Raw genomic sequence first — 11,642 nt, forward strand, 5'->3', positions numbered from 1 at the left:
GGCGCGCGTTTGTTACACATCTCGGGTCCCAACAGAGCGTTGGGATTCGTGTTGGGGCCAGTAGAATTAAGAGAGAAATAAGGGAGGAAAAAAGAGGGATGGAGATAGGGCGAGATAGGCAGGCTCGGGACGAGGTCTTCGAGCTCTCGGAGAACGCGGTCGCGGTCCTCAAGAAGCGCTACCTGAAGAAGAACGAGGCGGGCGAGGCGATCGAGGAGCCCATCGACATGTTCCGGCGCGTGGCGTCGAACATCGCCGAGGGCGAGTTCCGGTTCAGGGAGGGCGAGGAGGCCAAGAGGCTCTACGAGGGGTCGAAGGAGAAGTTCCTCCGGATGATGCTCTCGCGGAAGTTCATGCCGAACTCGCCGACCCTGATGAACGCCGGTCGCGAGCTGCAGCAGCTCTCGGCGTGCTTCGTCCTGCCGGTCGAGGACTCTATAGACGGGATCTACGACACCCTCAAGCACCAGGCCGTCATCCACAAGTCCGGCGGCGGCACGGGCTTCGGCTTCTCCCGCCTGCGCCCGAAGAACGACCTCGTGAAGAGCACGATGGGCGTCTCCTCGGGTCCGGTCTCTTTCATGGCCGTCTTCGACGCGTCGACCGAGCACATAAAGCAGGGCGGCACGCGCCGCGGGGCGAACATGGGCATCCTCAGGGTCGACCACCCGGACATCGAAGAGTTTATCGAGTGCAAGCGCGAGAACGACAAGGTCAACAACTTCAACATCTCCGTCGCGATCACCGACGCCTTCATGGAGGCCGTCGAGGGCGACACGGACTTCGATCTGGTCAACCCGCGTGACGGCGAGGTCATGAGGACCGTCCGGGCGCGCGACCTGTTCGAGAAGATCGTTGCGGGGGCGTGGCTCAACGGCGAGCCGGGGGTCGTGTTTATAGACAGGATCAACGGCGACAACCCAACGCCGCAGTTCCCCATAGAGTCGACGAACCCGTGCTCGGAGGCGCACCTGCCCCCCTACGACTCGTGCAACCTCGGGAGCATCAACCTCGAGCGCTTCTTCGTCGAGGGCGAGAGGCCCGGCGAGGGGACGGTCGACTGGGACGAGCTTCGGGAGACGATCCACACGGCGGTCCGCTTTCTGGACAACGTGATCGAGATGAACAGCTACCCGCTCGCCGAGATCGACGAGATGAGCCGCGGCAACCGCCGCATCGGGCTCGGGGTGATGGGCTTCGCCGACGTCCTCATCAAGCTCGGCATCACCTACGACTCCGAGGAGGGCCTCGCCTTCGCGGAGAAGATGATGAAGTTCGTCGACGACGAGGCGTGGGAGGCGAGCCGCTCGCTCGCCGAGGAGCGCGGCGTGATGCCCCACTTCGAGGGCTCCCGCCACGAGGCCCGGGGCGACCGGGTGCGCAACGCGACCGTCACCACGATCGCGCCGACCGGGACCATCTCCATCATCGCGGGCTGCTCGGGCGGCATCGAGCCGTTGTTCGCCGTGGCGTTCATGCGCCGCCAGGCGGACATGGAGCTTCCCGACGTGAACCCCGAGTTCGTGAGGCTCGCGAAGGCTCGCGGCTTCTACTCCGAGGACCTGATGAAGAAGGTCGCCGAGCACGGCAGCGTGCGCGACATCCCCGAGGTCCCCGAGGACGTCCGGAGCACCTGGGTCACGTCCCACGACATAAGCTCCGAGTGGCACGTGAAGATGCAGGCCTCGTTCCAGAAGCACACCTCGATGGGGATCTCCAAGACCATCAACCTCCCCAACGACGCGACCACGCAGGACGTCGAGGACGCCTACCGCCAGGCCTTCGCCACGGGCTGCAAGGGGATCGCGGTCTACCGCGACGGCTCGCGCGACGCCCAGGTCCTCTCGACCGGCAAGACGCGGGTCGGGGTGCAGCCGGGGACCGAGGTCGAGGTCAAGCACGTCTCGCTCGCCGAGGCGCGCAACGGCAGGCCCAGGACCCTCTCCGGCGTCACGAAGAAGATACAGACCGGCCACGGCCCGCTCTACGTCTCGATGAACGACGACGAGTTCGGACCGCGCGAGTGCTTCGTCATCCTCGGCAAGCCCGGCGGCACCGCGGCGGCCTTCTCCGACGCCCTCGGGCGCATGATCTCGCTGGCCATGACCCACGGCGCCCAGCCTGCCGAGATCGTCAACCAGCTCCGCGGCATCCAGGACGGCCACCCGGCCGGCTTCGGCCCGAACGCCGTCCTCTCCGTCCCTGACGGCGTGGCCAAGGCGATGGCCGAGCACTACCTGATCGAGGATGGTGCTGCCGCCGCGAAGGAGCGCGAGCTGCCGATCATCGGGGCCTGCCCGGAGTGCTCCGGCGGCCTCACCATGCAGGAGGGCTGCGTCGTCTGCCACTCCTGCGGCTACTCCAAGTGCAGCTAGACGCGGCATAGTAGAGCTTTCCGGGGCGGGCCTTACGGGGTCCGCCCCTTTTTCGTACCCCTAGCCGAGCGGCCCCGAGACTTCCCCTCCTGCGTCCCGCGTTCGTGGCGGCCCGGGGTTTGGAGAGATAGGGGGGAGGCGTTATACTCTCGCGCGGAGAGGTGGCAGAGCGGTTGAATGCGGCGGTCTCGAAAACCGTTATGTCGGTAACCCCGGCATCGGGGGTTCGAACCCCCCCTCTCCGCCCCCGGCGATGTCCCCCTTTCCCTGTCACGGGTTCGTTTCTATTCGGCACCTATATCGTGTAGGCTCCGGCTGTGTTTTCTCCGCGCAGGGTTCGTGAGATAGGGAACGGTCGCCTTGGCCCTTAGGGGGCTTTCGTCTGTGCTGTTCTACGCGCTGGCCGCCGTCGTCCTGGTCGCGTCGGCGGTTGTGGACTACTTCTACCTCGGCATGACGCTTGAGAGGATCTACACGCCCCTCATGCCGATCCACGCGGACTTCGACACGTTCTGGCTCTCCTCCAGGGCGCTCCTCGAAGGGCGGGACGTGTACGAGACGGGAGCCGAGCTCGTGAACCTCAACCCGCCGTTGTGGGTCCTGCTCGTCGCGCCGTTCGCTCTCCTGGAGCCCCTATCGGCCTTCCGCCTCTTCGCGGCGCTCACGGCCGTGCTCATGGCGGCGTCCCTCCTGTGGATGGCGGCCGAGTTGAGGCCGTGGAGGGCGAACCCGCTCGTGGGCTCCCTCGTGCTCGTGGCGCTGCTCGTCTCCTCGCCGCACCTCGCGACGCTCGCGCTCGGTCAGATGTACCCGATCCTGTGCCTGGGGCTCGTGGCGGCGTGGGCGCTGGACCGGCGGGGCCGTCCCCTCGCCTCGGGGGCGGCGCTCGGGCTCGTGGTCGCGCTCAAGCCGTCGCTCGCGCCGGTGCTTCTGTGGCCCGTCGTAAGGCGGCGGTGGGGCGCTTGCGTGGCGGCCGTCGTCTCGGGGCCGCGGCGACGCTCGTCGGGGTGGTCGTCCTCGGGCCGGGGGCGACGCTGCGGTGGATAGACCTCCTGAGGGACGAGCCCCTGAGCCCGTACTGGGACAACGCCTCGCTGCCCGCGGCGGCGGCCCGGCTCTTCACGGAGCACGAGTTCGGCCGACCGCTCGCGGAGCTGCCGTGGGCGGTCGGGCTCTTCGGCTTCGTCGGACTGGTCCTCGTCCTCGTGACCGCCTACGCCGTGCGGCGGGACCCGGAGGCCGGGCTCTGGGCGATCGTCGCGGCCGCGCTCCTCGCCTCGCCCATCGCCTGGAACAACTACCTCCTCCTGCTCGCGCCGGGCGTGCTGCTCCTCCTGGCCCGCGGCCGGACGGCCGTCGCGGTGCTGCTCGTCGCCCTCCAGCTTCTGCCGCCGCAGTGGCCCCTGCTCTGGCAGGAGGGTGCCCCCCTCGGGGAGACCGTCGGCCCCGTGATCTCGACGCTCGCGCTCACGTCTTACCTCTACGTCCTCCTCGCGCACTGGCTCGCCTTTCTGACGCACCACAGGGCCGCCGAGACGAGCGGTGTCCCGAAAGCCGGGGCGCCTTCGAGACGGCGCGGGGGTAGAAGAGCCGGCCGCATCACGCCCGCCCGCAGGACGCTGGCGCATCGTTGCGCCGGGAGCGGGTAGTAAAGCCGGAAGAAGGGCTGGTGTACACCCGCGGAGAGGAGCGGCATGGGATCCACGCCAAGCGAGCGCATCATAGACAAGCTGCCGTGGTTGGACGACGTCGCCGAGAAGGTGCAGCCGAAGGTGCAGGAGATCGTCCACAAGGGCGACCCCACGCTGCGCAACATCCTGGACGGGGTCTGGTTCGGGAGCCCCCTGCACCCGGTGCTCCAAACCCTGCCCATAGGCTCGTGGACCGCCGTTATGGCGCTCGACGCGGTGGACGTCGTCACCGGCTCGAAGACCGCGCGCAACGGGGCGGACAGCGCCCTCGCGGTCGGGGTGGCCGGGGGCTACGTTACGGCCGCGGTCGGGTTCTCGGACTGGCGCTACCTCTCCGGCGGCTCGCGCAGGATGGGCATGGCCCACGCCCTCCTCAACAGCGCGGGGCTGCTGCTCAACACGGCCTCCCTCCTGCTGAGGGCGACGGGCCGCAGAAACCTGGGGCGCGCGGCCTTTCTGGCGGGCTACAGCCTCAACGGGATGGGCGCCCACCTCGGCGGCGAGCTCTCCTACCACTACGGGCTCAGGGTCAACCGCGACGTCTTCGAGCCGGCCGGCCCCGACGAGTTCGTCGGGGTCCTCGACGAGGGCGAACTCCCCGCACCAAGCGAGGACGGCGGGATGCGCAAGGTCTCCGTCGACGGGACGGAGGTCCTTCTGGCGCGCGCCTCGGATGGCGAGATCTGCGCGATCTCCAACATCTGCAGCCACTTCGCCGGACCCCTGGCCGAGGGGATGCGCGAGGGCGATACCGTCGTCTGCCCCTGGCACCGCTCCCGCTTCGACCTCAAGACCGGAGAGCCCATCGACGGCCCGGCCGTCTTCCCCCAATCCACCTACGAAACGCGCGTGCGCGGCGGCAAGATAGAGCTGCGCGCCTCCGAGGACAACGCGCAGAAGAAGGTCAGGTAGCCCGACAGGGTAGTCCGGCTCCCGGGAGCCGCGAGGCTTGGTGCCACGCGCCCCTGGATGTGTAGGGCCTGCGCCCGCGTGGTAACAACCAGAAGTCGTGTGTAAGAGGCGGCCCCGCGCCGCGACCGGTCGCGCGAACTCCGAGCCAGATCGCCGGTCGTGCGGCCGGTTTGGCTTTGGCGTCGTTAGAGGAGGAGCCCAGTGAAGGTCGGATACAAGCTAATCGCGGAGGCCTATTCGCCCCAGGAATTGGTCCGTCAGGCCGTGCGGGCCGAGGAGGCCGGGTTCGACTTCGTCGAGATCAGCGACCACTTCCACCCCTGGTTCGACAGCCAGGGCCACTCCGGCTTCGCCTGGTCGATCCTCGCCGCGGCGGCGGCGAAGACGGAGCGCATCGAGCTCGCCACCGGCGTCACCTGCCCATTTGTCCGCTACCATCCGGCCGTGATCGCGCAGGCCGCGGCCACGACCGCGCTCCTCTCGGAGGGTCGCTTCACCCTGGGCGTCGGGGCCGGCGAGCGGCTCAACGAGCACGTCGTCGGCCTCGGCTGGCCGGCGGTGAGGGAGCGCCACGAGATGTTCCGCGAGGCCCTGGAGATCATCAAGCTGCTGTGGACGGGCGGCTACCACTCCTACGACGGCAGGTACATCACGCTGGAGGACGCGAGGGTCTTCGACCTGCCCGAGACGCCGCCCCGGATCGCGGTGGCGAGCGGCGGGCCGGTTTCGGCGCGGATCGCCGCCGAGTTCGGCGACGCGCTCTTCGTTACGGAGCCGAGGACGGATATCACGGAGGCTTACGCCGCGGCCGGCGGGGACGGCCCGAGGTACGCCGAGATCCCGCTCTCCTGGGCCCCCGACGAGGCCGAAGCCGCGCGGTCGGCGCGCGAGCAGTTCCGGTTCGGCCTCACCGGGTGGAAGGTCCAGGCCGAGCTGCCCAACCCAGTCAACTTCGAGGCCGCGACGGCGTTCATCACGGAGGACGACATGCGCGGGGTGTTCGGGATCGGCCCCGACCCCTCCGTCCACCTCGCCACCGCGCAGGGTTTCGTGGACGCCGGCTACGACCACCTCGCCCTGATCAACGCGGGCCCCGACCCCGACGGCTTCTTCGATTTCTTCGCCTCGGAGATCGCGGAGCCGATGCGGGCGCTGAAGCCCTCCGGCTGAGCCCTAGCCCTTCTCCAGGCTCTCCAGCGCCTCCTGGGCGGCCTGCTTGAGGCGGCGGTTGGAGTCCGATCGAAAGACGGCCTGGAGGTCGCCGCGGGCGCGCTCCCGCTCGCCGAGGGCCACGAGGGCGGAGGCGCGGTTGTAGTGGGCGATGCCGAGCCTGGGGTCGAGCCTCACGGCGGCTTCGGTGGCTTCGAGGGCGCCCTCGGGGTCGCCGGAGGCGTCGAGGGAGGCGCCGAGGGCCGAGTAGTAGCGGGGGAGGGGGCGGCGGGAGACGAGCTCCTCGTAGGCCCTGGCGGCCTTGTCGTACTCGGCGCGGCGGAAGAAGGTGCTCGCCCGGCGCTCGTCCGAGGCGACGGCGCGGGCCATAAGCAGGGTGAGCAGGGCGGTGCCGGCGAGGTAGGTCAGGAGGACGAGGAGGGCGTTGCCCTCGATCGTGTAGCGCATGACGAACGGGAGGCCGAGGGCCAGGGCGCCGGCGGTGATCAGGGGCAGGAGGCGGGCCAGAAACTCGCCGTAGGCCCCCACGCGCAGGAGGTCGCGGTGCTGGCGGCCGACAAAGAAGACGAAGCCCAGGAGGATCACCATCGCCGCGAGCGTCGGGTAGAAGAAGCTCATCCCTTCTGCAGCTCCCGGAGGGCGTTGTTCGCCGCGTTCTTGAAGCGGCGGGGGAGGTCGGCTTCGAGGGCCTTCTTGAGGTCCTTGATCGCGCGGCTCCGCCGCCCGGTGTTCCGCAGGATCAGGGCGCGGTTGTAGTACGCGAGGCCGTACTGGGGGTCGAGCTCGACGGCTCTGGACGACGCCTCCAGCGCCTCCTCCTCGTGCCCGCCCGCCCCGAGCGCCGCCCCGAGAAAGGCCCAGTGCCGGGCGAGGGGGCGCCCCTCGGCGAGCTTGCGGTAGAGTGATGCGGCCTCGTCGTAGTTCCCCTGACGGAAGGCCCGGGAGGCCCGCCGCTCCCCGGCCGGCTCGGAGACGAACCGGGAGAGCAGCAGGATCACCCCGAAGCCTATCGCCCAGAAGATCGGGATCGAGCCGCTGCGGCCCTGCACGAGCGGGAGGCTCGCCGCCATGAGCGTGATCGCCGCGAACGGCAACGACCTCCTCGCGAGCTCGCCCCACGCCCCGGCCCGCACGAGGTCCTTGTTGAACCCGAAGACTACCCGCCACGCCACGACGACGAGCAGGACGGTGAGGATGACGGGGATGGCGGCGGTGCCCACGACGCTACCTCTCTAGGGGCCTACCGGCGCGGGCCGGATGCCGCGGAGGACCTCGAGGGCGGGCCGCGCGAGGCCCTGGAAAGCCTCGTCGTCGAGGGCGGGGCGGGAGCCGGCGGTCGAGACGCTCTCCTCCAGCTCGATCCAGCTCTTGCACCCGCCGTAAGACGGGCTGTACGGGAGCTCGACCGGCTCCTCCAGCAGGTGCACCCTGAGGACGAGCACCGTCAGCGGCTTCTTCGGGCGCCACTTCAGGCGGCTCTCGGCGTACTCGGGCGTCCAGATGTGGTACGGGTCCAGGGCGTCGAGCTCGTCGGGTTCGGAGATCTCGTGCGCCGCCTCGACCTCGGCGAAGGAGGTGAAGAGGACGGGCCCGTCGTCCTTTCGCTGGGGGATGGAGGCGAGCAGGTCGTGGTAGAGCGGCTTGAGCTGCTCGGGCTTCTGATGCTCGTAGCCCCCGAAGAAGAGGAAGCGGGTCTTCGGGACGGCGAAGGCCTTCTCGCGGATGCCGCCCTTGCGGACGACGAGGGCCGTCTCGCCGCGTTCCAGCGCCTTCACCGCGACCGCCCACTCCTTCAGCGCGTGCCTCAAAGAGCCTTGAGAATCCATCCGATCACCTCTCGTATAATGCCGCCTTATCGGGCAGATTATATGACGCGACCGCACACGCTTCGAAGAGGAGGACGTTTACCATGACGCAGCACGAGACGGCGCACCGCGTAGAGCGCGACTCGATGGGCGAGGTCGAGGTCCCCCGCGACGCCCTCTTCGGCGCCCAGACGAGAAGGGCGCTCGACAACTTCCCCATAAGCGACCTCCGCTTCCCCCGCCGCTTTATAGAAGCATTGGGGGCCATCAAGCTCGAAGCGGCGAACGTCAACCACGAGCTCGGCGGGCTGGACGAGAGCGTCAGAGACGCGATCGTGCAGGCGGCCGAGGAGGTGGTGGACGGGAGGCTCGACGGGCAGTTCGTCCTCGACGTCTTCCAGACAGGCTCCGGCACCTCGACGAACATGAACGCCAACGAGGTCATCTCCAACCGCGCCATCCAGATTCTGGGCGGCGAGCTCGGCTCCAAGAGCCCCGTCCACCCCAACGACCACGTCAACCGCGGCCAGTCCTCCAACGACGTCATCCCGACCGCGATCCACCTCTCCGCCCAGATCTCCATACAGCGCGACCTCCTCCCCGCCCTCGAGAAGCTCCGCGCCGCCCTCGACGAGAAGGCCAACGAGTTCGACGGCGTCGTCAAGACCGGCAGGACCCATCTCCAGGACGCGACCCCGATCCGCCTCGGCCAGGAGTTCCGCGGCTACGCCGGGCAGATCGAACGCGGCATCGAGCGCGTCAAGAAGGCCCAGGGCGACCTTGCGGAAGTGGCTTTGGGCGGCACGGCCGTCGGCACCGGCGTCAACACCCACCCCGAGTTCGCCGGCAAGGTCACCCAGCGCCTGGCGGCTCGCTTCGGCGTCGAGGTTCGCGAGACGGAGAACCACTTCCAGGCCCAGAGCGCGCTGGACGGGACCGTCTTCGCGAGCGGTGCCCTCAAGACCGTGGCGGTCAGCATGCTAAAAGTAGCCAACGACGTCCGCTTCCTCGGCAGCGGCCCCCGCGCCTCCTACGCCGAGATCGCCCTCCCCGAGGTGCAGCCCGGAAGCTCCATCATGCCCGGCAAGGTAAACCCCGTCATCGCCGAGAGCGCCGCGATGGTGAGCGCCCAGGTCATCGGCAACGACGCGACGATCGCGCTCGCGGGCGGGAGCGGCAACTTCGAGCTCAACGTCATGATGCCGGTCATCGCCCACAACCTCCTCCAGTCCATCGCCCTCCTCGCCACGACCGCCGACAATTTCACCGACCAGCTCGTCGCCGGCCTCGAAGCCACCGAGCGCGGCCCGGAACTGGTAGAGAACGGCCTCATGCTCGCCACCGCCCTCGCCCCCGAGGTCGGCTACGACAAGGCCGCCGACCTCGCCAAGAAGGCCTACAAGGAGAACAAGACCATCCGCGAGGTCGCACGCGAGGAGACCGACCTCTCCGAGGACGACCTCGACCGCCTCCTCGACGCCAAGCAGATGACGGGAGCGTAAAAGAGTTCTTAAGAAACGGAGTTACGGTCCATTGGCTGCTTCTCTTATTCCAATAGATGTCAGGGAATGGCTCTTTGAGGTCTTCGCAGATTGCAACAAACGAGTTGCTAGCAAGATGACTCGTATACCTACCGTTCACGAAACGTCTTTGGACCTTTCGATGATTGAGCATCTCTCACAAGTAGCCGTGCCTGTGAGACTTCCTTCAGATTGGACGGTCCGACTAGACACGCACTATCTAGGGGGCGCTCGGCATTGGGGAACGTGGGAGATAGCAGATATAGGCATTCTGTTTTTGCTTCGTCGCGCCGGAGAAGTTATTCGGAGTAAGGTAGCAGTCTTACAATCCAAACGTCTTTATCCTGTAGAGCAGGATTATGAAGAAGATGAACCGATAGATTATTATCGAGGATTCGGTAGACTATGGGAGCCCAGAGAATCGTTTCTGCGAGTAACCTCTGAGCGTGAGTTCCATTTCAAACAAAGATCTCGTTACAAAGCTTTGGTCGTTAGCGACCATCAATACGTAGCTATACAAGAGTATGAGAATCGGCACGGAATTCCTGTCTACTACTTGCTATACCATCCGCTTCGAATCCCGTCTGTTCGCAAGCTTCCGCTCAGTGGCGGACGCAGCGTTAGAGGCAAGTGCAAAGTTGGTTGCCGGATCGTTCCAGCCCAAGCCCTACGCGATGCTTTAAGCACACGAGAGAGAGCTTACACACCTAGCTACGGAGACCTAAAGTTTCTTCTTCCTCCCCCCTTTGATGAGCGCCAGTATGAGGTGGGTTGGCCGCTGGAGACGTTCGTAGCTGACTTGTTGATTCAGTGTGAGGAAGGCTATGTTGCTAGTGGACCATATGATGAGGGAATTAATGCCGTGTTCACTGAGCGGAATGCTCCTATCTCAGCAGCTATTTCAGTCACCATTGATGCGCCTGAAACCTTCGGCTGAGGAAGTAGGTGCTGACGCCATGCACCTTTAGGAGGAAAGCAACATGGCCGAATTGATGAATCGTATCACAGCGGACCCGGAGCAGTGCGGTGGGCGTCCCTGCATCCGCGGGAAGCGGATTCGGGTCAGTGACGTGTTGGATCTCTTGGCGAACGGCCTCTCACCCATGGAGATCGTTGAAGAGGTGCCCGATCTCGAACTCGAAGATGTTGGCGCGAGCTTGAGGTTTGCAAGCCGACGCTTGAATCATCCCCTCGTCGCTGCTTGATCGTTTGGATAGACGCTCAGCTCTCCCCGTACTTGGCGCGGTGGCTCTCCTCCGAATTCGGCGTCGAAGCGAAGCCGGTTCGGGAACTTGGCCTACGCGATGCCAAAGATCGTGAGATCTTCCTGGAGGCACGGGAGGCAGGAACTGTAGTGCTAACGAAAGATAGCGACTTCGTGCTGCTGCTCGAACAGCTTGGCTCGCCACCACAAGTTCTGTGGCTTGACGCCGGCAACACCTTGAACGCGCGCCTCAGAGAAGTCCTGGCGCAGACCTTCCCCGCCGTGCGAGACTTGCTCCTTCGTGGTGAACCCTTGGTCGAAATTTCAGAGGCGGAAAGCACGAATGCTTGATGCTTTCGACGAGCAAAAGCTTTGGTTCGTAGCCGTAAGACAAGCACCGCTTTGTCTGGTCTAGCAGGTGCATAACGAATGCGAACCCCTTGTGTACCGGCGGACGAGGAGGGGCTCCTCTGACGCTGACTTGCCGCTTGTTGGGGCAGTACCTGTCTCGTAGCCTTACCCACAGGAGCCCCATTTCCTCGACCCCAAATAGAGGTGAGCGATGAGTGCGACGCTGACGGTGCGAGACGAGACGACGTTTGCTTTCGGCGGGGAGGAGCGAGTGTTTACGCTCGATTTTTCGGCCGAGCGGGTGACGGTGCGAGACCTGATCCGCGTCCGCGTCCGCGGGGAGGTGGAGGAGTATAACGCCCGTCGCGGCGAGCTCTTCCGCGGCCTCGTGCAGCCGACCGACACGGAGAGGGTGTTGAACGGCTTCAGGGTGCGCGAGGGGCGCAGGATCGACGCTGAGGAGCAGGTCGAGCGGGCGATAGAGGCGTTCGGGCGCAACGGGTTCTTGTTGCTGGTCGACGACCTCCAGGTGGACGACCTGGAGGAGACCATCGAGGTCGGGCCGGGGACCACGGTGACGTTTCTGAAGCTCGTCCCGCTCGTTGGGGGCTGAG

The 11,642-nt window shown here is 66.4% G+C and carries 10 protein-coding genes, 1 tRNA gene and 1 pseudogene; 9 read left to right on the forward strand and 3 right to left on the reverse strand.

The genetic code is table 11. The features are described 5' to 3' along the window. Nucleotides 1-98: 98 nt before the first annotated feature. The 5 genes and pseudogenes from GBA65_RS04420 to GBA65_RS04445 all read left to right on the forward strand — a co-directional run bounded on the left by GBA65_RS04420 (nucleotide 99) and on the right by GBA65_RS04445 (nucleotide 6,148). Nucleotides 99-2,375, forward strand: a complete 2,277-nt coding sequence (locus tag GBA65_RS04420; RefSeq protein WP_166395550.1) for a vitamin B12-dependent ribonucleotide reductase — start codon at nucleotides 99-101, stop codon at nucleotides 2,373-2,375. A gap of 155 nt (nucleotides 2,376-2,530) precedes the next feature. Further along, nucleotides 2,531-2,619 (forward strand) — tRNA-Ser (locus GBA65_RS04425). Nucleotides 2,620-2,858: 239 nt separating this feature from the next. After that, nucleotides 2,859-4,024: pseudogene (locus GBA65_RS26105) on the forward strand (glycosyltransferase family 87 protein). A gap of 45 nt (nucleotides 4,025-4,069) precedes the next feature. Beyond that, on the forward strand, nucleotides 4,070-4,978 hold the full coding sequence (locus tag GBA65_RS04440; protein WP_166395553.1) for a Rieske 2Fe-2S domain-containing protein: 909 nt from the start codon (nucleotides 4,070-4,072) through the stop codon (nucleotides 4,976-4,978). Between the two features lie 201 nt (nucleotides 4,979-5,179). After that, nucleotides 5,180-6,148 carry a TIGR03557 family F420-dependent LLM class oxidoreductase gene (locus GBA65_RS04445; RefSeq protein WP_166395554.1) on the forward strand — a complete coding sequence of 323 codons (969 nt, stop codon included), beginning with the start codon at nucleotides 5,180-5,182 and terminating at the stop codon, nucleotides 6,146-6,148. A gap of 3 nt (nucleotides 6,149-6,151) precedes the next feature. Here GBA65_RS04445 and GBA65_RS04450 read toward each other — a convergent pair whose 3' ends face one another. The 3 genes from GBA65_RS04450 to GBA65_RS04460 are packed head-to-tail and all read right to left on the reverse strand — an operon-like array spanning nucleotide 6,152 to nucleotide 7,974. Beyond that, entirely contained in the window at nucleotides 6,152-6,766 is a 615-nt protein-coding gene (locus GBA65_RS04450) for a tetratricopeptide repeat protein (protein WP_166395555.1), read from the reverse strand. Beyond that, a complete protein-coding gene (locus GBA65_RS04455) occupies nucleotides 6,763-7,368 on the reverse strand; it encodes a tetratricopeptide repeat protein (protein WP_166395556.1) in 606 nt (201 codons plus the stop codon). Before GBA65_RS04455 ends, GBA65_RS04450 begins: the two co-directional genes overlap by 4 nt. Nucleotides 7,369-7,380: 12 nt before the next feature. Then, nucleotides 7,381-7,974 (reverse strand): DUF1802 family protein, encoded by a 594-nt coding sequence (locus GBA65_RS04460; protein ID WP_166395557.1) that lies wholly within the window; start codon nucleotides 7,972-7,974, stop codon nucleotides 7,381-7,383. A gap of 83 nt (nucleotides 7,975-8,057) precedes the next feature. Here GBA65_RS04460 and GBA65_RS04465 point away from each other — a divergent pair, with 83 nt between their 5' ends. From GBA65_RS04465 to GBA65_RS04480, 4 genes are all read left to right on the forward strand, one after another. Further along, nucleotides 8,058-9,455 (forward strand): class II fumarate hydratase, encoded by a 1,398-nt coding sequence (locus tag GBA65_RS04465; RefSeq protein ID WP_166395558.1) that lies wholly within the window; start codon nucleotides 8,058-8,060, stop codon nucleotides 9,453-9,455. 998 nt (nucleotides 9,456-10,453) lie between these two features. After that, complete coding sequence (locus GBA65_RS04470) at nucleotides 10,454-10,678, forward strand: DUF433 domain-containing protein (RefSeq protein ID WP_166395559.1); 225 nt, start codon at nucleotides 10,454-10,456, stop codon at nucleotides 10,676-10,678. Further along, nucleotides 10,675-11,028, forward strand: coding sequence for a DUF5615 family PIN-like protein (locus GBA65_RS04475; RefSeq protein ID WP_166395560.1), 354 nt, complete (start codon nucleotides 10,675-10,677; stop codon nucleotides 11,026-11,028). The genes GBA65_RS04470 and GBA65_RS04475 overlap by 4 nt, the downstream gene beginning before the upstream one ends. A 211-nt stretch (nucleotides 11,029-11,239) precedes the next feature. Next, on the forward strand, nucleotides 11,240-11,641 hold the full coding sequence (locus GBA65_RS04480) for a hypothetical protein (protein ID WP_166395561.1): 402 nt from the start codon (nucleotides 11,240-11,242) through the stop codon (nucleotides 11,639-11,641). Nucleotide 11,642 lies beyond the last annotated feature (1 nt).

Origin of the sequence: Rubrobacter marinus, from assembly GCF_011492965.1 — a bacterium.
Classification (GTDB): Bacteria; Actinomycetota; Rubrobacteria; order Rubrobacterales; family Rubrobacteraceae; genus Rubrobacter_F; species Rubrobacter_F marinus.

What these genes read in the sequence shown, in the direction of transcription:
- GBA65_RS04420 (WP_166395550.1), top strand. Translation starts at nt 99, where the DNA reads ATGGAGATAGGGCGAGATAGGCAGGCTCGGGACGAGGTCTTCGAGCTC.
- GBA65_RS04440 (WP_166395553.1), top strand. Translation starts at nt 4,070, where the DNA reads ATGGGATCCACGCCAAGCGAGCGCATCATAGACAAGCTGCCGTGGTTG.
- GBA65_RS04450 (WP_166395555.1), bottom strand. Translation starts at nt 6,766, where the DNA reads ATGAGCTTCTTCTACCCGACGCTCGCGGCGATGGTGATCCTCCTGGGC.
- GBA65_RS04460 (WP_166395557.1), bottom strand. Translation starts at nt 7,974, where the DNA reads ATGGATTCTCAAGGCTCTTTGAGGCACGCGCTGAAGGAGTGGGCGGTC.
- GBA65_RS04465 (WP_166395558.1), top strand. Translation starts at nt 8,058, where the DNA reads ATGACGCAGCACGAGACGGCGCACCGCGTAGAGCGCGACTCGATGGGC.
- GBA65_RS04470 (WP_166395559.1), top strand. Translation starts at nt 10,454, where the DNA reads ATGGCCGAATTGATGAATCGTATCACAGCGGACCCGGAGCAGTGCGGT.
- GBA65_RS04480 (WP_166395561.1), top strand. Translation starts at nt 11,240, where the DNA reads ATGAGTGCGACGCTGACGGTGCGAGACGAGACGACGTTTGCTTTCGGC.